At 66.6% G+C, this 20,849-nt stretch carries 19 protein-coding genes; 15 read left to right on the top strand and 4 right to left on the bottom strand.

Features of this window, described 5'->3' with window-relative positions; genetic code table 11:
- Positions 1 to 36 precede the first annotated feature (36 nt).
- Together B2J89_RS11130 and pyk are read left to right on the top strand one after the other, a co-directional pair.
- Complete coding sequence (locus B2J89_RS11130; RefSeq protein ID WP_169169145.1) at positions 37 to 1,236, top strand: phosphoglycerate kinase; 1,200 nt, start codon at positions 37 to 39, stop codon at positions 1,234 to 1,236.
- Between the two features lie 144 nt (positions 1,237 to 1,380).
- The gene (gene pyk / locus B2J89_RS11135; RefSeq protein WP_169169146.1) at positions 1,381 to 2,817 is read left to right on the top strand and encodes a pyruvate kinase; all 1,437 of its coding nucleotides are present in this window, start codon (positions 1,381 to 1,383) and stop codon (positions 2,815 to 2,817) included.
- Here pyk and B2J89_RS11140 read toward each other — a convergent pair.
- Entirely contained in the window at positions 2,750 to 3,346 is a 597-nt protein-coding gene (locus B2J89_RS11140; protein WP_169169147.1) for a phosphatase PAP2 family protein, read from the bottom strand. The two genes, pyk and B2J89_RS11140, sit on opposite strands and share 68 nt — an antisense overlap.
- Positions 3,333 to 4,082 carry a phosphatase PAP2 family protein gene (locus B2J89_RS11145; RefSeq protein ID WP_169169148.1) on the bottom strand — a complete coding sequence of 250 codons (750 nt, stop codon included), beginning with the start codon at positions 4,080 to 4,082 and terminating at the stop codon, positions 3,333 to 3,335. The genes B2J89_RS11140 and B2J89_RS11145 overlap by 14 nt, the downstream gene beginning before the upstream one ends.
- Positions 4,083 to 4,142: 60 nt before the next feature.
- Between B2J89_RS11145 and B2J89_RS11150 the strand changes: the two genes are divergently transcribed.
- The 13 genes from B2J89_RS11150 (at position 4,143) to B2J89_RS11210 (ending at position 19,036) form a co-directional block, all read left to right on the top strand.
- A complete protein-coding gene (locus tag B2J89_RS11150; protein ID WP_169169165.1) occupies positions 4,143 to 4,850 on the top strand; it encodes a response regulator transcription factor in 708 nt (235 codons plus the stop codon).
- A 41-nt stretch (positions 4,851 to 4,891) separates the two neighbouring features.
- A complete protein-coding gene (locus B2J89_RS11155; protein WP_169169166.1) occupies positions 4,892 to 6,220 on the top strand; it encodes a histidine kinase dimerization/phospho-acceptor domain-containing protein in 1,329 nt (442 codons plus the stop codon).
- A 78-nt stretch (positions 6,221 to 6,298) separates the two neighbouring features.
- Complete coding sequence (gene fba, locus B2J89_RS11160) at positions 6,299 to 7,363, top strand: class II fructose-bisphosphate aldolase (protein ID WP_169169149.1); 1,065 nt, start codon at positions 6,299 to 6,301, stop codon at positions 7,361 to 7,363.
- Positions 7,364 to 7,551: 188 nt separating this feature from the next.
- Complete coding sequence (locus B2J89_RS11165; RefSeq protein ID WP_169169150.1) at positions 7,552 to 8,667, top strand: Re/Si-specific NAD(P)(+) transhydrogenase subunit alpha; 1,116 nt, start codon at positions 7,552 to 7,554, stop codon at positions 8,665 to 8,667.
- 104 nt (positions 8,668 to 8,771) lie between these two features.
- On the top strand, positions 8,772 to 9,098 hold the full coding sequence (locus B2J89_RS11170) for an NAD(P) transhydrogenase subunit alpha (RefSeq protein WP_169169151.1): 327 nt from the start codon (positions 8,772 to 8,774) through the stop codon (positions 9,096 to 9,098).
- Positions 9,095 to 10,582 (top strand): NAD(P)(+) transhydrogenase (Re/Si-specific) subunit beta, encoded by a 1,488-nt coding sequence (locus B2J89_RS11175; protein ID WP_169169152.1) that lies wholly within the window; start codon positions 9,095 to 9,097, stop codon positions 10,580 to 10,582. Before B2J89_RS11170 ends, B2J89_RS11175 begins: the two co-directional genes overlap by 4 nt.
- Before the next feature lie 126 nt (positions 10,583 to 10,708).
- A complete protein-coding gene (locus tag B2J89_RS11180) occupies positions 10,709 to 12,388 on the top strand; it encodes a long-chain-fatty-acid--CoA ligase (protein WP_169169153.1) in 1,680 nt (559 codons plus the stop codon).
- Positions 12,389 to 12,483: 95 nt separating this feature from the next.
- Positions 12,484 to 13,494 (top strand): ABC transporter permease subunit, encoded by a 1,011-nt coding sequence (locus B2J89_RS11185; RefSeq protein ID WP_169169167.1) that lies wholly within the window; start codon positions 12,484 to 12,486, stop codon positions 13,492 to 13,494.
- A gap of 11 nt (positions 13,495 to 13,505) precedes the next feature.
- Positions 13,506 to 14,408, top strand: a complete 903-nt coding sequence (locus tag B2J89_RS11190; protein WP_169169154.1) for an ABC transporter permease subunit — start codon at positions 13,506 to 13,508, stop codon at positions 14,406 to 14,408.
- Positions 14,409 to 14,416: 8 nt separating this feature from the next.
- A complete protein-coding gene (locus B2J89_RS11195; RefSeq protein WP_169169155.1) occupies positions 14,417 to 15,457 on the top strand; it encodes an ABC transporter ATP-binding protein in 1,041 nt (346 codons plus the stop codon).
- Positions 15,454 to 16,515, top strand: a complete 1,062-nt coding sequence (locus B2J89_RS11200; protein WP_169169156.1) for a peptide ABC transporter ATP-binding protein — start codon at positions 15,454 to 15,456, stop codon at positions 16,513 to 16,515. The genes B2J89_RS11195 and B2J89_RS11200 overlap by 4 nt, the downstream gene beginning before the upstream one ends.
- A gap of 23 nt (positions 16,516 to 16,538) precedes the next feature.
- On the top strand, positions 16,539 to 18,152 hold the full coding sequence (locus tag B2J89_RS11205; protein WP_169169157.1) for an ABC transporter substrate-binding protein: 1,614 nt from the start codon (positions 16,539 to 16,541) through the stop codon (positions 18,150 to 18,152).
- A gap of 134 nt (positions 18,153 to 18,286) precedes the next feature.
- Positions 18,287 to 19,036 (top strand): 5'-methylthioadenosine/adenosylhomocysteine nucleosidase, encoded by a 750-nt coding sequence (locus B2J89_RS11210; RefSeq protein WP_169169158.1) that lies wholly within the window; start codon positions 18,287 to 18,289, stop codon positions 19,034 to 19,036.
- Positions 19,037 to 19,093: 57 nt separating this feature from the next.
- On the opposite strand, the gene corA is transcribed toward B2J89_RS11210, so the two are convergent.
- Both corA and B2J89_RS11220 read right to left on the bottom strand, forming a co-directional pair.
- Positions 19,094 to 20,080: a magnesium/cobalt transporter CorA gene (gene corA / locus B2J89_RS11215; protein WP_169169159.1), complete on the bottom strand. Its 987-nt coding sequence runs from the start codon at positions 20,078 to 20,080 to the stop codon at positions 19,094 to 19,096.
- A gap of 217 nt (positions 20,081 to 20,297) precedes the next feature.
- Positions 20,298 to 20,849 (bottom strand): uracil-DNA glycosylase family protein (locus tag B2J89_RS11220; RefSeq protein WP_240964894.1); only part of this gene is annotated, 552 nt, incomplete at its 5' end.

Consider the following 20,849-nt stretch of genomic DNA (forward strand, 5'->3'; position numbering starts at 1 on the left):
CCTGCTCAACCCGCGATTTGCCGGAACCCCTTTTCCATGAATATTCTTCGCTTTTCCGACCTGTGCGCCCAGGGCCAAGCCCGTGGCCAGCGCGTGTTCATCCGTGCCGACCTGAACGTGCCACTGGACGGCCAGGGCCGCATCACCGAGGACACGCGCATCCGCGCCTCCGTGCCCTGCATCCAGATGGCGCTCGACGCGGGCGCCGCCGTGATGGTCACCAGCCACCTGGGCCGCCCCACCGAGGGCGAGTTCAAGCCCGAAGACTCCCTGGCCGCGGTGGCGCAGCGCCTGTCCGAGCTACTGGGGCGCCCGGTGCCGCTGTTGGCGCACTGGGTCGATGGCGTGCAGGTGCAGCCCGGCGAGGTCGTGCTGCTGGAGAACTGCCGCGCCAACGTGGGTGAAAAGAAAAACAGCGAAGCCCTGGCGCGCAAGCTGGCGACGCTGTGCGACATCTTCGTCAACGACGCCTTTGGCACGGCGCACCGCGCCGAAGGCACGACCTACGGCATTGCCCAGTACGCCCCCATCGCGTGCGCCGGCCCGCTGCTGGCGGCCGAAATCGACGCGCTGACCCAGGCGCTGGCGCACCCCAAACGCCCGCTGGTCGCCATCGTGGCCGGCTCCAAGGTCTCGACCAAGCTCACCATCCTGCAGAGCCTGGCCAAGAATGTCGACCGGTTGATCGTCGGCGGCGGCATTGCGAACACCTTCATGCTGGCGGCCGGCCTGCCGATCGGCAAGAGCCTGGCCGAACCCGGCCTGGTGGCCGAGGCCCGTGCGGTGATCGATGCCATGAAGGCGCGCGGCGCCGCGGTGCCGATTCCCACCGACGTGGTCACGGCCAAGGCGTTTGCCGCCGATGCCGTGGCCACCGTGAAGGCGGCCACCGCCGTCGAGGAAGACGACCTGATTCTGGACATCGGCCCCGACACCGCAGCGCGCCTCGCGGCGCAGCTCAAGTCCGCAGGCACTATCGTCTGGAACGGTCCCGTCGGCGTGTTCGAATTTCCGGCGTTTGATAACGGCACGCGCACCCTTGCCCATGCCATCGCAGAGTCCGAGGCGTTCAGCATTGCCGGTGGCGGCGATACGCTGGCGGCCATCGCCAAGTACGGCATCGAAAAGCAGGTGGGCTACATCTCCACCGGCGGCGGCGCCTTTCTCGAGGTGTTGGAAGGCAAGCAGCTCCCGGCGTTCGAGATCCTCGAAAAGCGCGCTGCGGCAGGCGGTTGACGCCTGCCGTGGTGCAGGGCGCGGCCTTCGGTGCCGCGCCGCTCCACATCCGGTGGCAAAGGCCGGCAGGCAGGACCCGCGGGGCCCTGCCTGTAACTGCTTTCATGTAAGAATTGAAACCCGATTACATACAGGAGTTTTCCGATGCGAGTGCGCCGTGCCACCAAAATCGTTGCCACCCTGGGCCCCGCCTCCAGCGACCCGGCGTTGTTGGAGCGGATGATCGCGGCCGGCGTGAATGTCGTTCGGCTCAACTTCAGCCACGGCAAGGCGCAGGACCATATCGACCGCGCGGCCGCGGTGCGGGCCGCGGCGCATCGGGCGGGGCGCGAGGTGGCGATCATGGCCGATCTGCAAGGCCCCAAAATTCGGGTCGGCCGGTTTGCCGAAGGCCGCGTCCAGCTGGAGCCGGGCGCGCAGTTCGTGCTCGATGCCTCGCGCACCGAGCCGGGCGATGTGGACGGTGTGGGACTGGACTACAAGGAACTGCCGCGCGACACGCGCGCTGGCGATGTGCTCCTGCTCAACGACGGCCTGATCGTGCTCACCGTGGACGCGGTGCGTGGCGAAGCCGTGCACACGACCGTGAAGATCGGCGGCGAGCTGTCCAACAACAAGGGCATCAACAAGCAGGGCGGGGGGCTGACGGCGCCTGCGCTGACGGCCAAGGACATGGAGGACATCCGCACGGCGATGAGCTTCCAGGCCGACTACGTGGCCGTGAGCTTTCCCAAGAACGCCACCGACATGGAAATGGCGCGCCAGCTGTGCAATGTGGCCGCCGCCGAATACCGCCACAAGCCGGGGCTGATCGCCAAGATCGAGCGCGCCGAGGCGATTCCGCGGCTTGAGGAGATCCTGCGCGCCAGCGACGGCATCATGGTCGCGCGGGGCGATCTGGCCGTCGAGGTCGGCAATGCCGTGGTGCCGGCGCTGCAGAAAAAAATGATCCGCATGGCGCGCGAGATGGACAAGGTCGTCATCACCGCCACGCAGATGATGGAGAGCATGATCACCAACCCCGTGCCCACGCGCGCCGAGGTGAGCGACGTGGCCAATGCCGTGCTCGATGGCACCGATGCCGTGATGCTCAGCGCCGAGACGGCGGCGGGCAAGTATCCGCTGGAAACCGTGCTGGAGATGGCCAAGATCTGCGCCGCGGCCGAATCGGCCGAGGATGTGGAGCTGGACGCCGACTTCACCGGCCGGACGTTCGGGCGCATCGACCAGTCGATTGCCATGGGGGCCTTGTTCACGGCGCACCATCTGGGTGCCAAGGCGATTGTGGCCATGACCGAGAGCGGCTCCACCGCGCTGTGGATGAGCCGCCACCGCATCCATATTCCGATCTACGCGCTCACCCCCAAGGTGACCACGCAGCGGCGCATGGCCTTGTTCCGCAATGTCCGGCCGCTGCTCATGGACACCAGTGCCGACCGCGACACGGCCCTGGAGCAGGCCGAAGGACACCTCAAGGCGCGCGGCATCGTGAACACGGGAGACGTCTACGCCATCACATGCGGGGAGCCCATGGGCGCGCCGGGTGGGACCAATATGCTGAAAATCTGCCGCGCCAGCTGACCGCGGCAGCCCCGCCGGCCCGCGCGGCCAGCGCGACCAACGACGCAATGGCCGTGCCGACCAGCAGGCCGGCGAGCACGTCCGAAGGGAAATGGACGCCCAGGCACACCCGGCTCCAGGCCACGGCGCCGGCAACCAACCATGCGGTCCATCCCAGGGCGCGCTGGCTGCACAGCAGCAGGCCCTGCGCTAGGGCAAAGGACGTGGCCGCGTGCATGCTGGGGAACCCCGGGCGCGCGCCTTGCTTGATCCACTGAAACCCCAGGCCCAGCTGCGCGGGCCGGGAGACGGGAAACCAGTCGCGTATTCCACGCACGGCGCACCACGTGAGGAGCAGTGCCATCAGGCACACGATCAGGGTGCGCCAAGGCGGGCCGCGGTGCTGCTTGCCGACCAGGCTGGCGGCAATCAAGGCGCCGATCGCTGCCGGGCCGACCTGCGAAACCCAACGCGCCAGTGTGACCACGCCGGCAGGCGTGTCCAGGCCGGCGTTCAAGGTCTGAAAGATGGCCAGATCAAGTGGCAGCATGGGGGGAGTCTTTGGTGAGAGGAGTGCTGCGTGCCCGCCGAGGAAGATGCTGCAGCCGTTGGCTGACCAGATCGCAGACCCAGGCAGTGGTCCAGCACAGCCAGCCGGTCCAGAGTGTGTGGCTCAGGAAGTGGGCGCCGCGCATTTGCTGGGCCCAGCCCAGCACCAGGCCGCTCGCCAGCGCAGCGGCCAGCCACGCGTGCGCCTGGCGCGGATGCAGACGGCGCAACGCAAAGTAGCCGCCGAGGAAGCTAAAGCCCGCAGCGGCGTGGCCGGCCGGAAAGCACCGACCGCCGCCACCATCCAGCGTTCCCAGCGCCCAATGCGAGACATGGCGCGCCACGCCACCGAACTGCGCCAGGTTCCAGGGGCAGCTGGTGGTGCTGGTGTATTTCAACGCGGTGACGACCGCCAATGACAGCAGCGTCGTGATGGCCAGTTGCAAACGCTCGGCGTGGCCCACCCGGCGCAGCACGCCAAAGGGCCACCAGATCGCCAGCGTCAGCGCCAGGGTCAACAGCCAAGCCAAGCGGCGCGGGCCTTCGTGCAGCCCATAGACCAGGAACCAATGTTCGCGCAGGGGAAAGCCATGGGAATTGCCGAAAACCTGGGCCAATGCGAGGTCCTGGCCGGCCGCATCCCATGCCAGCAAGCACAGCAAGGCAAGCAGGGTGCAGAGCGCGGTGCGGGCCGGGCGGTAAGGCGCCACGGGCGGCGCGCTCAGAAGATGGGGCATGGGCGAAAACGATAGGCCGCCGTGCTTAACCGCGTCTTAACAGGGCGCGACAATCGCCGGATGCGAATTCTTGTGGTTGAGGACGATGCCGGTATTGCCAGCGGCTTGCGCGCCAATTTGGAGCAGCGCGGCTATGCCGTGGACGTGTGTGATTCCATTGCCAGCGCATGGAACGCACTGCGCAGCGAGGCGTTCGACGCCGTGCTGCTGGACCTGGGGCTGCCCGATGGGGACGGCAGCAGCCTGTTGCCGCGCTTGCGCGGCGCGGCCGGCGCAGGGCAGGACGCGTTCGCCGAAAACGCGCTGCCCGATCCGGATATGCCGGTCCTGATCATGACCGCACGCGACCATGTCCATCAGCGCATCGCAGGACTGGACCTGGGGGCAGACGACTACATCACCAAGCCGTTTGACGTGGATGAGCTCGAAGCGCGTTTGCGCGCCATGCTGCGCCGCGCCGCGGGACGGTCGCAGCCCGTGGTCCGCCATGGCGACATCGAACTCGATCCGGCCGCGCGCACGGTGCGCCTGCGCGGAGCGCCTGTGGATCTCTCCCCGCGCGAATTCGCGGTGTTGTGGCTCTTGCTGGAGGCGCGGGGCCGGGTGCTGTCGCGCGCACAGATGGAGGAACGCCTCTACAGCTGGCAGTCAGCGGTTGACAGCAATGCCGTGGAAGTGCACATCCACCACCTGCGCCGCAAACTCGGCAGCCAATGCATCCGCACCATGCGCGGCGTAGGCTATTTCATTCCGCGGGAGGCCGCGTGACGTCGCCTGCCAGGCAGGCCAGTGGTTCGCTCACGCGCCGAATGCTGGCGTGGTCCCTGGGAGCGCTGGTGTTGGTGTGGGCTTGTTTTGTGGCGCTGGCATACCAGACAGGCGTGGAGGAAGCGGATGAACTGACCGACGGGCAGTTGGCCAGCGTGTCGGCCTTGGTGCTGAACCTGCAGGTGCAGGCCATGTCGGAGCCCACACCGGCGACGCCGCTGAGCACTTTGCCCGGGCTCAAAAGCCACGACTACCAGCAATCGCTGAGTGTCGTGCTGTGGGATGCGCAAGGCCGGGTGCTGGTGCGCACCGGCGCGGCGCCACTGCCGCCGTTCAACACAGCGCCAGGGTATGCAGAGCAGCGCCTGGGGGCGAACGCAAAGCTGTGGCGCAGCTTTGCGCAGTGGGATAGCGCGCGCAGCCGCAAGATCGTGGTGCTGCTGGACTTGCAGGAGCGCGATGCGTTGGCGCACGATATTGCCGGGCAGATGATTGAGCCGGGCCTGTGGCTGCTGCCGGTGGTGGCGCTGGCCCTGGGACTGGCCATTCGGCGCGGACTTCGGCCGCTGTACGAGCTCTCGCAAGAGGTGGCGCAGCTCGATGTGCGGGGCGACCAGGGCATGGTGCAGCGTCACCCGCTGCAAGAGTTCGATTCCATCGTGGACTCCATCAACAACTTGCTCGCGCGCCAGCAGGCCGCGCTGGCGCGCGAGCGCGAGTTCGCCAACGAGGTCGCCCATGAACTGCGCACGCCGATGGCATCGATCGCCTTGCAGGCGCAGGCGCTCGGCGCGGGCCTGCCCCGCGCGGAACAGGCGCACGCGCTCGAACGCCTGCACGCCGATGCACTGCGCGCAGGCCATGTGCTGACCCAGCTGTTGGCCCTGGCGCGCATCGCCCGCAACCGGTGGCAGGAGGCGGCCGCGCCGGTGGACCTCGCACAGCTGGTGCGCTCTGTCGCGGCCGACTGTGCCCCTGCCGCGTGGGATCACGGGAGCGAGTTGTCGGTGTCGGCCCCTGCGGAACTGTTCCTCCCCGGCCATGCCGTGTTGTTGGAGATGGCGCTGCGCAATCTGATCGAGAATGCCTTGCGCCATACGCCCCGAGGGACGTGCGTGGAAGTGCAATGTGGCCTCGGAGGGCCTGCCGACGACTTTGCGGCCTGGCTGCAGGTGTGTGACGATGGAGCAGGGCGGCAGAAGGCCCAGCCCACGCGCCCGTTGGCGGACAGTTTGCACCTGGGCCATGAAATCGTCGCGCGTGTCGCGGCGGTGCACAGCGCCACGTTTGCGCAAACCGCTGCGCAGGCGCCGTTCACCACCTGCTACCGTCTGGATTTCGCATCGACCGCGAAATGGCAAGCCCGCTAAAATCCATGGTTACGAAGCGGTTACCACCGCTGCCACAGGCCTTCGCGGCCTTCATCAACCTTGAATGGACCCACGACCATGCCACTCGTCTCGATGCGCGAACTGCTCGACCACGCTGCTGAAAACCGCTACGGCATCCCCGCTTTCAACGTCAACAACCTCGAACAGGTGCAGGCCGTGATGGCCGCCGCGGATGAAACGGGTGCGCCCGTCATCCTGCAGGCCAGTGCCGGCGCGCGCAAGTACGCGGGCGAGGCGTTCATCAAGCACCTGATCCAGGCGGCCGTAGAAGCCTATCCCCACATTCCCTTGGTGATGCACCAGGACCATGGGCAAAGCCCCGACGTATGCCGCGGCGCCATCGACCTGGGCTTCAGCTCCGTGATGATGGATGGCTCGCTGGAGGCCGATGGCAAGACCATCGCAAGCTATGAGTACAACATTGAGGTGACCCGCAAGGTCGTGGACATGGCGCACCAGCTGGGCGTTACGGTCGAAGGCGAGCTGGGCTGCCTCGGTTCGCTCGAGACCATGCAGGGCGACAAGGAAGACGGGCACGGCACCGATGCCGTCATGACGCGTGAGCAGCTTCTCACCGACCCTGAACAAGCTGCCGACTTCGTCAAACGCACCCAGCTCGACGCACTGGCCATCGCCATTGGCACCAGCCACGGCGCCTACAAATTCTCCCGCAAGCCCACTGGAGACATTCTGGCCATCGACCGCGTGCAGGCCATCCACCAGCGCATCCCCAACACCCACCTGGTGATGCACGGATCGTCGTCGGTACCGCAGGATTTGCTGGCCACCATCAACCAGTACGGCGGCAAGATGAAAGAAACCTACGGCGTGCCCGTCGAGGAGATCCAGAAGGCCATCCAGTTCGGCGTGCGCAAGATCAACATCGACACCGACATCCGCCTGGCCATGACCGGCGCGGTGCGCAAGTTCCTGTTTGAAAACCCTGAGAAATTCGATGCCCGTGAATGGCTCAAGCCTGCGCGCGAGGCCGCCAAGGCCATCTGCAAGCAGCGCTACATCGAGTTCGGCTGCGAAGGGCAGGGCGCGAAGATCAAGGGCCACAGCCTGCAGGTGGTGGCAGCACAGTACGCATCGGGCGCACTGGCCCAAGTGGTCAACTGATCCACCGCGCTTGGGGTGTGTGCCAGGCAGCGGACGCTGGCGTTGCTCTCGGGCCACCCTTGGTGAGACTGCTCTCCTGGACCCTGAGCAGCTCCGTCCAGATCGGCAATAAACGCCAGCCATAAAAGTTTCTTCATGTAAGCTCGTGGTCAGTCAACAGAACTGAGCAATACCACGAGGAGACATACATGCTGATTGGCGTGCCAGCCGAAACGATGGCGGGAGAGACCCGGGTTGCTGCAACCCCTGAAACGGTCAAGAAACTTAAAGCCCAAGGGCACACCGTGCGCGTTCAGGCCCAAGCGGGGACTGCTGCCAGCGTGCCCGATGGGGCCTATGAGGCGGCAGGCGCCGAGATCACCGATGCCGCTGGCGCATTCGCGTGCGATTTGGTGCTCAAGGTGCGGGCTCCGCAAGAGCCCGAGATGGCGCTGCTGCGCACGGGTACCACCGTCGTGGGCATGCTCAACCCCTTCGATGCGCCAGGCCTGCAGCGCATGGCGCAGGCGGGCCTGACGGCTTATGCGCTGGAGGCTGCGCCGCGCACCTCCCGCGCGCAGAGCATGGATGTGCTGTCCTCGCAGGCCAATATCGCCGGCTACAAGGCCGTCATGCTGGCGGCGGACAACTACCAGCGCATCTTTCCCATGCTGATGACCGCCGCCGGCACCGTCAAGGCCGCGCGCGTCGTGGTGTTGGGCGTAGGGGTGGCCGGCCTGCAGGCCATTGCCACCGCCAAGCGCCTGGGCGCGGTGATCGAGGCCTCTGACGTGCGCCCCAGCGTCAAGGAGCAGGTCGAATCGCTGGGCGCGAAATTCATCGACGTGCCCTATGAAACACCCGAAGAAAAAGAGGCCGCCGAAGGCGTGGGCGGATATGCCCGGCCCATGCCGCAAAGCTGGCTCGACCGCCAGAAGCAGGAAGTGGCCAAACGCGTGGCGGCAGCCGACATCGTCATCACCACCGCGCTGATCCCGGGCCGCGCTGCGCCCGTGCTCGTCACCGAAGACATGGTCAAGGCCATGAAACCGGGGTCGGTCATTGTCGATCTGGCGGCCGCCCAGGGCGGCAACTGCCCCTTGACGCAGGCCGGTGCCGTCACGCTCCAGCATGGCGTGACTCTGATCGGCGAAACCAACTTGCCGGCCTTGGTGGCGGCCGATGCATCTGCCCTGTATGCGCGCAACGTGCTCGACTTCCTCAAGCTCGTCATCGATGCGCAGGGCGTTTTGCAGGTCGATCTCAACGACGACATCGTGGACGCTTGCCTGGTCGCCTACCAGGGCGCGGTGAGGCGTGCTTGACAGTGCGCACACCGACGCCGCGCCACGGGCTTCAGGGCGGCTGCATCGCCTGCAGTGCCTCTGGCCCCTTCCCGATGGCCTTGCCACACTAAGGAACTGACACCATGGACCTGGTTTCCCCCACCATCCTCAACCTCATCATCTTCGTGCTGGCCATCTACGTGGGCTACCACGTGGTCTGGACCGTCACGCCCGCGCTGCACACGCCCCTCATGGCGGTGACCAATGCCATCTCGGCCATCGTCATCGTCGGCGCCATGCTGGCGGCCGCCCTGACCGAGACCCCTCTGGGCAAAATCATGGGCGTGCTGGCCGTGGCGCTCGCCGCCGTCAATGTGTTCGGCGGCTTTCTCGTGACGCGCCGCATGCTGGAGATGTTCCGGAAGAAAGAACGCAAGGCACCCGTGGTGGCCCAGGGAGACGCGAAATGAGCATGAACGCCGTCACCCTGCTGTACTTGGTCGCCAGCGTCTGTTTCATCCAGGCGCTCAAGGGTTTGTCGCACCCCACCACCTCGATCCGCGGCAACGCCTTCGGCATGGCTGGTATGGCCATCGCCGTGGTGACCACGGCGGCGCTCATCGTCACTCTGGCCGGCAGTGCGCTCGGCCTGGGCTGGGTGCTGCTGGGTTTGCTGGTCGGCGGCAGCGCCGGCGCCGGGATGGCACAGCGGGTCGAGATGACCAAGATGCCCGAGCTGGTGGCGTTCATGCACAGCATGATCGGCCTGGCAGCGGTGTTCATCGGCATCGCCGCGGTGGCCGAGCCCTGGGCTTTCGGTATCACGCCGGTGCCAGTTGCCGCCTCGGTCGGCGTGCCCACCGCCGACGGCGCGGTGGTCGTCGATGGCTTCCTGCGCTACGCCATTCCCTATGGCAACCGGCTCGAGCTGTTCCTCGGCGCGGCCATTGGCGCGATCACTTTCAGCGGCTCCGTGATCGCTTTTGGCAAGCTCGCCGGCAAGTACAAGTTCCGCCTGTTCCAGGGCGCGCCGGTGCAGTTTGCCGGCCAGCACCAGCTGAACCTGGTGCTGGGGCTGCTGACCGTGGCCCTGGGCCTGGTCTTTGTTGTCACCGAAAGCTGGCCAGCGTTCTTTGCCATGCTGGTGCTGGCCTTTGCCATGGGCGTGCTGATCATCATCCCGATCGGCGGCGCCGACATGCCAGTGGTGGTGTCGATGCTCAACAGCTACTCGGGCTGGGCGGCGGCCGGCATCGGTTTCAGCCTGAACAACTCGATGCTGATCATTGCCGGCAGCTTGGTGGGCAGTTCGGGCGCGATCCTGAGCTACATCATGTGCAAGGCCATGAACCGTTCGTTCTTCAATGTGATCCTGGGCGGTTTTGGCGGCGAGGCCACCACCGCGGCGGGCGGCGGCGGGCAGGCGCAGCGGCCCGTCAAGAGCGGCAGTGCCGACGACGCTGCCTTCGTGCTGGGCAATGCCGAGACCGTGATCATCGTGCCCGGCTACGGCTTGGCGGTGGCACGCGCGCAGCACGCGGTCAAGGAGCTGGCACAAAAGCTCACCGACAAAGGCATCACGGTCAAGTACGCCATCCACCCGGTGGCCGGGCGCATGCCGGGCCACATGAACGTATTGCTGGCCGAGGCCGAGGTGCCTTACGACCAAGTGTTCGAGATGGAGGACATCAACGGCGAGTTCGGGCAGGCCGACGTGGCGATCATCCTCGGCGCCAACGACGTGGTGAATCCGGCCGCGCACACCAAGGGCAGCCCCATTTACGGCATGCCCATTCTGGAGGCCTACAAGGCCAAGACCGTGATCGTCAACAAGCGCTCGATGGCTTCGGGCTACGCAGGCCTGGACAACGAATTGTTCTATATGGACAAGACCATGATGGTGTTTGGCGATGCCAAGAAAGTCGTCGAGGAGATGGCCAAAGCCATCGAATAGCGCGCGCGACAGCGGGCACGGCAGGCACCAGGCTTGCCGCGCCTTAGGGAAAGCACAGACGCGGGGAGCCGGTGCACGCCATGACAATGCCGGTCTAATTGCAACAAGAAGTATGGAGAGACAAGAATGACCGATCGTCCCTGGCTGGCCGCGTATCCGCAGGGTGTGCCTGCCGACATCGACACCGCGCAGTACCCCTCGCTGGTCGCACTGATGGACGAGGCGTTCCGCCGCCACGCGGGCCGCGTGGCCTACAGCTTCATGGGCAAGGAGGTGACGTTTGCGCAAACAGACGCACTGAGCCGTTCCATGGCCGCTTTCCTGCAGGGCCTGGGCCTGGTGAAGGGTGACCGCGTGGCCATCATGATGCCCAACGTACCGCAATACCCGGTGGCAGTGGCCGCCATCCTGCGTGCGGGCTTCGTGGTCGTCAACGTCAACCCGCTGTACACGCCGCGGGAACTGGAGCACCAGCTCAAGGACTCGGGCGCGAAGGCCATTGTCATCATCGAAAACTTTGCCCACACCTTGCAGCAGTGCATCGCCAACACCGCCGTCAAGCACGTGGTGCTGTGCACCATGGGCGACCAGCTCGGCATGCTCAAGGGAGCGCTGGTCAACTACGTGGTGCGCAATGTGAAGAAGATGGTGCCTGCCTACAGCCTGCCGGGCGCGGTGCGGTTCAACGACGCCATCGCGCAGGGTAAGCGGGGCACGCTCAAGCAGCCGGAGATCAAGCCCGACGATGTGGCACTGCTGCAGTACACCGGCGGCACCACGGGCGTGAGCAAGGGGGCCGTGCTGCTGCACCGCAACGTGATTGCCAACGTACTGCAGTCCGAGGCCTGGAACGCACCCGCCATGAAGCAGGTGCCCGCCAATGAGCAGCCCACCAGCATTTGCGCGCTGCCGCTGTACCACATCTTTGCCTTTACCGTGAACATGATGCTGAGCATGCGCACGGGCGGAAAGACCATTCTGATCCCCAATCCGCGCGACCTGCCTGCGGTACTGAAGGAGCTTTCCAAGCACACCTTCCACAGCTTCCCGGCGGTGAACACCTTGTTCAACGGCCTGGCCAACCACCCCGACTTCCACACCGTCAACTGGAAAAACCTCAAGGTCTCGGTGGGTGGAGGCATGGCGGTGCAGGGCGCCGTGGCCAAGCTGTGGCTGGAGAAGACCGGCTGCCCGGTCTGCGAAGGCTACGGACTGTCAGAAACCAGCCCATCCGCCAGCTGCAACCCGGTGACGGCCAAGGAATTCACCGGCACCATCGGCGTCCCCATTCCGAGCACCTACATGAAGCTGCTCGACGACGAGGGCCGCGAGGTGACAACCCTGGGGCAGCCTGGCGAGATCGCCATCAAGGGCCCCCAGGTGATGGCTGGCTATTGGCAGCGCCCCGATGAAACCGCCAAGGTCATGACCGAGGACGGCTACTTCAAGTCGGGCGACATCGGCACCATGGACGAGCGTGGCTTCTTCAAGATCGTCGACCGCAAGAAGGACATGGTGCTGGTCAGCGGCTTCAACGTCTATCCCAACGAAGTCGAAGAGGTCATCGCCAACTGCCCGGGCGTGCTCGAATGCGCGGCGGTGGGGGTGCCGGACGAGAAGACCGGCGAGGCCGTCAAGCTCGTCATCGTGAAGAAATCCGAGGATCTGACCGAGGCGCAGGTCAGGGAGTTTTGCCGCACCAACCTGACCGGCTACAAGCAGCCGAAGGTGATCGAGTTCCGCACCGAATTGCCCAAAACCCCGGTGGGCAAGATCCTGCGCCGCGAACTGCGCGACAAAAAATAGCCTGTCTCTTGCGGCACGGCAAGGACCCGCCAATCAGGGTTTTTTAGCGAAAACCCTGAGCCAGAGGCCCCGGATTCTTCATGCATCATCGAGCGATGCTGCGTTTTCTGCTCACCCGCGTCAGCTTGCTCATCCCGACTTTTCTGGGGATGACCTTGCTGGCGTTTTTTTTGATTCGCCTCGTTCCAGGCGACCCCATCGAGACCATGGCCGGAGAGCGTGGCATCGATGCCGCGCGCCATGCCGCACTGCTGGTGGAGTATGGGCTCGACAAGCCGGTACTCACGCAATATGGCATCTACATCGGCCGCGTGCTGCAGGGCGACCTGGGCAAATCCATCATCACCCAGGTGCCGGTGCTCGACGAGTTCCTGACCTTGTTTCCGGCCACCATCGAACTGGCCTTGTGCGCGATTGCGTTCGCCCTGCTGTTGGGCATTCCGGCCGGCATCGTCGCTGCCGTGAAGCGCAACTCCTGGTTCGACCATGGTGTGATGACCGTGTCGCTCACGGGCTATTCGATGCCGATCTTCTGGTGGGGTCTGCTGCTCATCATGGGGTTTTCGGTCTACCTCGGCGTCACCCCGGTGTCGGGCCGCATCGACGTCATGCACTATGTCGAGCCCCGCACCGGTTTTCTGCTCTGGGACTCGCTGCGCGCGGGCGAGACCGCCGCGTTCTTCTCGGCGCTCCAGCACCTGATCCTGCCGGCCATTGTGCTGGGCACCAACCCGCTGGCCGTGGTGGCGCGCATGACGCGCTCGGCCATGCTCGAAGTGCTGGGCGAGGACTACATCCGCACGGCGCGCGCCAAGGGGCTCTCGGGCTTTCGCATCGTGGCCCTGCATGCGCTGCGCAATGCGCTGATTCCCGTGGTCACCGTGATCGGATTGCAGGTAGGCGTGCTGTTCACCGGTGCCATCCTGACCGAGACCATCTTTTCCTGGCCCGGCGTGGGCAAGTGGCTGATCGAGGCCATCAACCGGCGTGACTACCCGGTGCTGCAGGGCGGCATGCTGCTGCTGGGCACCGTCGTCATGCTCGTCAACCTGCTGGTCGATGTGACCTACGGCATCATCAATCCGCGCATCCGCGCCGGCCACTGAAAGTGCGCGCCATGGCTTCCACCACCCTGACGGCGCGCCCCGCCGCGTCCACCCCTCCGAGCCCGCTGCGCGAGTTCTGGCGCGCGTTCTCCGCCAACAAGGGCGCGGTGTTCGGCCTGGTCGTCGTGTGCGCGCTGCTGCTGCTGGCGCTGTTTGCGCCGCTCATCGCACCGCATGCGCCCGACCAGACCAACAGCGCGGCCTTTCTGAAACCGCCGTTCTGGCAGGACGGCGGCATGTCCACCTACCTGCTGGGCACCGACGCGATCGGCCGCGACATTCTCTCGCGCCTGATCCACGGTGCACGGCTGTCATTGTCCATCGGGGCCGTGGTGGTGCTGATCGCCCTCGCCCTGGGCGTGAGCCTCGGGCTGGTGGCGGGCTTCTACCGCGGCATCCTGGAGATCGCGATCATGCGCCTCATGGACATCATCCTGACGCTGCCCAGCCTGCTGCTGGCCATCGTGATCGTCGCCATCCTGGGGCCCGGCCTCATCAACGCCATGCTGGCGGTGGCGGTGGTGGTGCTGCCGCACTATGTGCGCATCACGCGCGCGGCCGTCATCAGCGAGGTGTCCAAGGACTACGTGACGGCCGCGCGCGTCAGCGGCGCCGGCACGCTGCGCCTGATGTTCAGCGAGGTGCTGCCCAACTGCGCGGCGCCGCTCATCGTGCAGGCGTCGCTGGGCGTGTCCACGGCCATCCTCGATGCCGCGGCGCTGGGCTTCCTGGGCCTGGGCGCGCAGCCGCCTTCGCCCGAGTGGGGCACCATGCTGGCCGACGCGCGCGAGTTCGTCATGCGCGCGTGGTGGGTTGTCACCTTCCCGGGCCTGATGATCGTGGTCGCGGTGCTGGCCTTCAATTTGCTCGGCGACGGCCTGCGCGACGCGCTCGACCCCAAGCTCAAACGGTAAACGACGCCATGGCATTGCTGGACATCGAGAATCTTCACGTCGACTTCCCCACCCAGGGGGCCGTCATGCACGCCGTCGACGGCGTCAGCCTGCAGCTGCAGGAAGGGGAGGTGCTGGGCATCGTCGGCGAGTCCGGCTCGGGCAAGAGCGTCACGATGATGGCGCTGATGGGCCTGATCGGCTACCCGGGCCAGGTGCGCGCGCAGCAGCTGCAATTCGCCGGCCACGACCTGCTGGGCCTGTCGGACCGCCAGCGCCGCAGCCTCGTCGGCAAGGACGTGGCCATGATCTTCCAGGACCCGACCACGAGCTTGAACCCGTGCTTCACCATCGGCTTCCAGCTGATGGAAGTGCTGCGCCTGCACCTCAAGATGGACCGGGCAGCGGCCCGCAGGCGTGCCACCGAGCTGCTCGAGCAGGTCGGCATTCCTTCCGCCAGCGCGCGCCTGAACGACTACCCGCACCAGATGTCGGGCGGCATGAACCAGCGCGTGATGATCGCCATGGCCATTGCCTGCAACCCGCGCCTGTTGATCGCCGACGAGCCCACCACGGCGCTCGATGTGACGATCCAGGCGCAAATCCTCGACCTGCTGCGCCAGCTGCAGCAGGAGCGCGGCATGGCGCTGGTGCTGATCACGCACAACATGGGCGTGGTCCAGGAGATGGCGCAGCGCGTGGCCGTGATGTATGCCGGCCAGGTGGTCGAGCAGAGCACGGTCGATGCGTTGTTCGCCGCGCCCCAGCACCCCTATACCGAAGCGCTGTTGGCGGCCATGCCCGAGCAGGTCGGCGCCGACGGGCGGCTGGCCACCATCCCCGGCGTGGTGCCCGGGCTCTACGACCGGCCCACGGGCTGCCTGTTCGCGCCGCGCTGCGCCTACGCCACGGTGCGCTGCCAGGCACTGCGGCCCGAGCTGCGGCCGGTGCCGGCGGGCGTGGCGGGCCTGCCGGACATCCAGGTGCGCTGCCACTATCCGCTGGGCGATGCCACGCGGCAGGTGCGCATCGAGGCCGACGGCCCGGTGGCGGTGGAGGTGGCCGCATGAGCGCGCAGTTCCCCGGCGCCGCGGTGCCTGACCGCGCCACCGTGGTGCAGGCCGAGGACCTGCGCCAGGTCTATTCGATCCGCCGCGGCCTGCTGCGCGCGCCGGCGCAGCTGCAGGCCGTGGGCGGCGTCTCGTTTGCGGTGCGCGCGGGCCAGACGCTGGCCGTGGTCGGGGAGTCGGGCTGCGGCAAGTCGACGCTGGCGCGCATGGTGTCGCTGATCGAGACGCCGACGTCGGGCCGCCTGGTGCTCGACGGCACCGACGTCACGCACGCCACGGCGCGCGAGCGCCAGCAGCTGCGCAAGACCGTGCAGCTGGTGTTCCAGAACCCCTACGGCTCGCTCAACCCGCGCAAGAAGATCAGCGCGGCGCTCGAAGACCCGCTGGCCATCAACACCCGGCTGTCCAAGGCCGAGCGTGCCGAGCGCGCGCGCGCCATGCTGGCCCAGGTCGGCCTGCGCCCCGAATACGCCGACCGCTACCCGCACATGTTCTCGGGCGGCCAGCGCCAGCGCATCGCCATTGCGCGCGCGCTCATGCTCAGCCCCAAGCTGGTGGTCGCCGACGAGCCGGTGTCCGCGCTCGACGTGTCGATCCAGGCCCAGGTGCTGAACCTGCTGGCCGATTTGCAGCGCGACCTGGGCCTGGCCTACCTGTTCATCTCGCACGACCTTGCCGTGGTGCGCCACATCGCCCACGACGTGCTGGTGATGTACCTCGGCCATGCCGTCGAGCAGGGCCCCAAGCACAAGATCTTTGCGCAGCCGCTGCACCCCTACACCCAGGCGCTGCTGGCGTCGACGCCGGGGCTGGTGGCCGCGGGCGGCCCGCGCCGCGAGCGCATCGTGCTCAAGGGCGAACTGCCCTCGCCCCTGCATCCGCCGCCGGGCTGCGTGTTCTCGACGCGCTGCGCCTACGCCACCGAGCGCTGCCGCGCCGAGCGGCCGCTGCAGCGGCCGGTGGACGAGCGCCTGGTGGCTTGCCACTATGCCGAGGATTTCCTGGCGCCGGCCACCGGTTCGGCACCTCTTGCGGCGTCGCCGACCCCGGTGGCCTGATTTCAACCTGAAGGAGACCTGTGATGACACACACCCCCTCGCGCAAGCGATTCGCCCTGGCCGCGCTGGCCCTGCCCGTGTTGCTGGCCGCTGGCGCCGCCTCGGCCAAGACCCTGGTGTTCTGCTCCGAGGGCAGTCCGGAGAATTTCTACCCCGGCGTGAACACCACGGGCACCTCGTTCGACGGCAACGAGCCCATCTACAACCGCCTGGTCGAGTTCGAGCGCGGCGGCACCAAGGTCGTGCCGGGCCTGGCCGAGCGCTGGGAGGTGTCGGCCGACGGCAAGGAATACACCTTCCACCTGCGCAAGGGCGTGAAGTGGCACACCACCAGCAAGAGCTTCAAACCCACGCGTGATATGAACGCCGACGACGTGCTGTTCATGTTCGAGCGCCAGTGGAAGGAAGACAACCCCTACTTCAAGGTCACCAGCCCGAACCACTCGTACTTCAACGACATGGGCATGCCCAAGCTGCTGGTGTCGGTGGCCAAGGTCGACGACTACACCATCAAGATCACGCTCAACAAGCCCGAGGCGCCATTCCTGGCCAACCTGGCCATGCCGTATGCGGCCGTGCAATCGAAGGAATACGCCGATGCCATGCTCAAGGCCGGCACGCCCGAGAAGATCGACCAGGACCCGATCGGCACCGGCCCGTTCTACCTGGTGCAGTACCAGAAGGACGCCGTGATCCGCTACAAGGCCTTCCCGGCCTACTGGGGCGGCAAGGCCAAGCTCGACGACCTGGTCTATGCGATCACACCCGACGCCGCGGTGCGCTGGGCCAAGCTGCAAAAGGGCGAGTGCCATGTCATGCCCTACCCGAACCCGGCCGACCTCGACGCCATTCGCAAGGACGCCAACGTGCAGGTGCTAGAGCAGCCCGGCCTGAACGTCGGCTACCTGGCCTACAACACCACCAAGAAGCCGTTCGACGACGTGCGCGTGCGCAAGGCCATCAACATGGCGATCGACAAGAAAGCCATCATCGACGGCGTCTACCTGTCGACCGGCGTGGCCGCCAAGAACCCGATCCCGCCGACCATGTGGTCGTACAACGACGCGGTCAAGGACGATCCGTTCGATCCGGCCGCGGCCAAGAAGCTGCTGGCCGAGGCCGGCTACCCCAACGGCCTGTCCACCGACCTGTGGGCCATGCCGGTGCAGCGCCCCTACAACCCCAACGCCAAGCGCATTGCCGAGCTGATGCAGGCCGACCTGGCCAAGATCGGCGTCAAGGCCGAGATCAAATCGTTTGAATGGGGCGAGTACCGCAAGCGCATGCAGGCCGGCGAACACCAGATGGGCATGCTGGGCTGGACCGGCGACAACGGCGATCCGGACAACTTCCTCTACACCCTGCTCGGCTGCGCCTCGGCCCAGTCGGCCAGCGGCAGCAACATCGCCAAGTTCTGCTACCAGCCCTATGAAGACCTCGTGGTCAAGGCCAAGACCGTGACCAGCCAGGCCGAGCGCACCGAGCTGTACAAGAAGGCCCAGGTGATCTTCAAGGAGCAGGCGCCGTGGTTCACCATTGCGCACGCGGTGCAATTGAAACCCGTGCGCAAGGAGGTGGTGGACTTCAAGCTCAGCCCATTCGGGCGCCACAACTTCTACGGCGTGGACATCAAGTAAGCTCGCAAGCCGGTGCGCGCCCGCGTGCGCACCGGCCCCGCAGTGCACGGCCCGCGCGCCGTGCCGCCGCCCTGGCGCCGTCGATGGCCCGGGGCTTTTCTTTGCCGTTTTTGTGTTGGATCGACCCCGCCGCCATGACCACCGCCATCCTCAGCGCCCTCCCCGAAGAACAATCCGGCCTGCTCGCTAGCCTGCAGCAGGCGGCGCAGGTGCGGCACGCCGAGCGCGTGTTCAGCCGGGGCGTGCTGCAGGGCCAGCCGGTGGTGCTGGCGCTCAGCGGCATCGGCAAGGTGGCGGCGGCGACCACGGCCGCCGCGCTGATCGAGCGCTTTGGCGCCACGCGCATCGTCTTCACCGGCGTGGCCGGCGGCCTCGGCGAGGGCGTGCGCGTGGGCGACGTGGTAGTGGCGCAGGACTATGTGCAGCACGACATGGACGCCTCGCCGCTGTTCGCGCGCTGGCAGGTGCCGGGCTACGCGGGCGTGCGCCTGCCCTGCGACGCGGCTTTGACTGCTCTGCTTTCAGGAGCTGTCAGCGCTTGCCTGGAAAGCGCTGGAGGCCATTTTGACCATGAATTCATGCAGGGCGCGCCGCGCCTGCACCAGGGGCTGGTCGCCAGTGGCGACCGCTTCGTCAGCTGCGCCCAGGTGTCGCGCGCGCTGCGCGAGCCGCTGCGCGCCGCCGGCCACGAGGTGCTGGCCGTGGAGATGGAAGGCGCGGCCGTGGCCCAGGTGTGCCTGGACTACGGCGTGCCGTTCGCGGCGGTGCGCACCATCTCGGACCGCGCCGACGATGACGCGCACGTGGACTTTCCGCGCTTCATCGCGGCCGTGGCCAGCCGCTACGCCGACCACATCGTGCGCGCATTGCTGCTTTCGCTATGAAATAAAGAGCTATCAGCGCTTGTTGCACAGGCGTTTGATGCCGATTTGGCTTGAAATTTATTTCAACCAGCCGCGCTTGCGGAAGTACCACATCGGGACGAGCGCGCTGGCCAGCATCAGCGCGAGCACATAGGGGTAGCCCATCGACCATTCCAGCTCAGGCATGAACTTGAAGTTCATGCCATAGATGCTGGCGATCAGTGTCGGCGGCAGCAGCGCCACGCTGGCGACCGAGAAGATCTTGATGATCTTGTTCTGGTTGATGTTGATGAAGCCCACGGTGGCATCCATCAGGAAGTTGATCTTGTCGAACAGGAAGGCCGTGTGGTTGTCCAGCGATTCGATGTCGCGCAGGATCTGGCGCGCTTCCTCGAACTGCTCGGCGTTGAGCATCTTGCTGCGCATCATGAAGCTCACGGCGCGGCGCGTGTCCATCACGTTGCGGCGGATGCGCCCGTTCAAGTCTTCCTGGCGCGCGATGGCGGCCAGCACCTCACTGGCGCGCGCGTCGGTCACGTCGCCCGAGAGCACCTGCTTGCTCACCTTTTCGAGCTCGTCGTAGATGTTCTCCAGCGTGTCGGCCGAATACTCGGCATCGGTGTCGAACAGCGCGAGCAGCACTTCCTTGGCATCCTCGATCAGGCCGGGCGCGCGCCGTGCGCGCATGCGCAGCAGGCGGAACACGGGCACGTCTTCGTCGTGGATGGAGAACAGCACGCCGCGGCTTTTCAGGTCGGCGTTGTGCTGGTTCAGGATGAAGGCCACGCGCACCGAACGCGGGTCTTCGTCGTCGTCGATCAGAAAGTCGCTGCGGATGTGCAGCTCGCCGTTGTCCTCTTCGTAGAAGCGGGCGGACTCCTCGATGTCCTCGTCCATCGCGTCCTCGGGGATCGACAGGCCGTAGTACTGCTTGATCCAGCGCTTTTCGTCGAGCGTGGGCGATTCGAGGTCCACCCAGATGGGCTGGAACTGGGACAGTTCTTCGAGCGACTCGATTTCTTCCTGGAAGAGTCGTCCGTTGGCAAGCGTGAAGATGTTGAGCATGGCTCACTCCCTGGAAATGGCGATCGGTAGCGGGGGAATGGGGTGCGCTTTCAACCCCCGCCACTGGCCTGGGAGCTGAAAGCTACCGACTGGGGTAGGTTTCCAAGGTGTTTCTCCACACAAAAATCAAGCCGGCGATTATCGCATTGCCCTCGGGGCGCGGCCGCCGAGTCATCGTGAACCGGTTCTGCGACCGCGCCGTGACAGCGCGTGGCGGTCAGCCGGGTGCCGAAGCCGGGGCCGCGCCACCGGCCAGCGCGCGCGCGCGGCACAGGTCGGCCCAGGCGGCGGCCTTGGCCGCGGGTGCGCGCAGCAGGTAGGGCGCATCGTAGGTGACGACGGCGGGCACACCGCCCACGGCATGCGGCTGCGCGCGCAGGTGCCCCAGCGGCTCGCTGCGCCCGAGCACGGCGCGCGCCGCTGCGCGTCCCATCACCAGCACCAGTGCCGGCTGCACGGCCGCCACCGCCTGCGCAAGGGCCTCGGCGCAGGGCGCGGCGGGCGGCGCGTCGGAGGCCTGCGTCTGCAGCGTGCACAGGAAGACCCGTGGGTGGCGGTGCAGCTGCAGCGCGCGCAGCATGTTGTCGAGCAGGCGCCCGGGCTCGTCCGCCAGCGGGTCGGCGCCGCCGGGGCCCTCGGCCACGATCAGCCAGCCGGCGCCCAGTGCGGCCGGGGCGGTGTGCGCACCGGCCTCAAGGTACAGCCGCTGCGGCGCGAGCAGGGCAAAGCCCGGTGTTGCGGGTGCGGCGGCCGCTGCCTGCGGCGGCGC

This window comes from Acidovorax sp. SRB_24 (assembly GCF_012931925.1).

Excerpts from the sequence above, each read along its gene's own strand:
- B2J89_RS11130 (WP_169169145.1), top strand. The coding sequence starts at position 37 with ATGAATATTCTTCGCTTTTCCGACCTGTGCGCCCAGGGCCAAGCCCGT.
- pyk (WP_169169146.1), top strand. The coding sequence starts at position 1,381 with ATGCGAGTGCGCCGTGCCACCAAAATCGTTGCCACCCTGGGCCCCGCC.
- B2J89_RS11140 (WP_169169147.1), bottom strand. The coding sequence starts at position 3,346 with ATGCTGCCACTTGATCTGGCCATCTTTCAGACCTTGAACGCCGGCCTG.
- B2J89_RS11145 (WP_169169148.1), bottom strand. The coding sequence starts at position 4,082 with ATGCCCCATCTTCTGAGCGCGCCGCCCGTGGCGCCTTACCGCCCGGCC.
- B2J89_RS11150 (WP_169169165.1), top strand. The coding sequence starts at position 4,143 with ATGCGAATTCTTGTGGTTGAGGACGATGCCGGTATTGCCAGCGGCTTG.
- B2J89_RS11155 (WP_169169166.1), top strand. The coding sequence starts at position 4,892 with ATGCTGGCGTGGTCCCTGGGAGCGCTGGTGTTGGTGTGGGCTTGTTTT.
- fba (WP_169169149.1), top strand. The coding sequence starts at position 6,299 with ATGCCACTCGTCTCGATGCGCGAACTGCTCGACCACGCTGCTGAAAAC.
- B2J89_RS11165 (WP_169169150.1), top strand. The coding sequence starts at position 7,552 with ATGCTGATTGGCGTGCCAGCCGAAACGATGGCGGGAGAGACCCGGGTT.
- B2J89_RS11170 (WP_169169151.1), top strand. The coding sequence starts at position 8,772 with ATGGACCTGGTTTCCCCCACCATCCTCAACCTCATCATCTTCGTGCTG.
- B2J89_RS11175 (WP_169169152.1), top strand. The coding sequence starts at position 9,095 with ATGAGCATGAACGCCGTCACCCTGCTGTACTTGGTCGCCAGCGTCTGT.
- B2J89_RS11180 (WP_169169153.1), top strand. The coding sequence starts at position 10,709 with ATGACCGATCGTCCCTGGCTGGCCGCGTATCCGCAGGGTGTGCCTGCC.
- B2J89_RS11185 (WP_169169167.1), top strand. The coding sequence starts at position 12,484 with ATGCTGCGTTTTCTGCTCACCCGCGTCAGCTTGCTCATCCCGACTTTT.
- B2J89_RS11190 (WP_169169154.1), top strand. The coding sequence starts at position 13,506 with ATGGCTTCCACCACCCTGACGGCGCGCCCCGCCGCGTCCACCCCTCCG.
- B2J89_RS11195 (WP_169169155.1), top strand. The coding sequence starts at position 14,417 with ATGGCATTGCTGGACATCGAGAATCTTCACGTCGACTTCCCCACCCAG.
- B2J89_RS11200 (WP_169169156.1), top strand. The coding sequence starts at position 15,454 with ATGAGCGCGCAGTTCCCCGGCGCCGCGGTGCCTGACCGCGCCACCGTG.
- B2J89_RS11205 (WP_169169157.1), top strand. The coding sequence starts at position 16,539 with ATGACACACACCCCCTCGCGCAAGCGATTCGCCCTGGCCGCGCTGGCC.
- B2J89_RS11210 (WP_169169158.1), top strand. The coding sequence starts at position 18,287 with ATGACCACCGCCATCCTCAGCGCCCTCCCCGAAGAACAATCCGGCCTG.
- corA (WP_169169159.1), bottom strand. The coding sequence starts at position 20,080 with ATGCTCAACATCTTCACGCTTGCCAACGGACGACTCTTCCAGGAAGAA.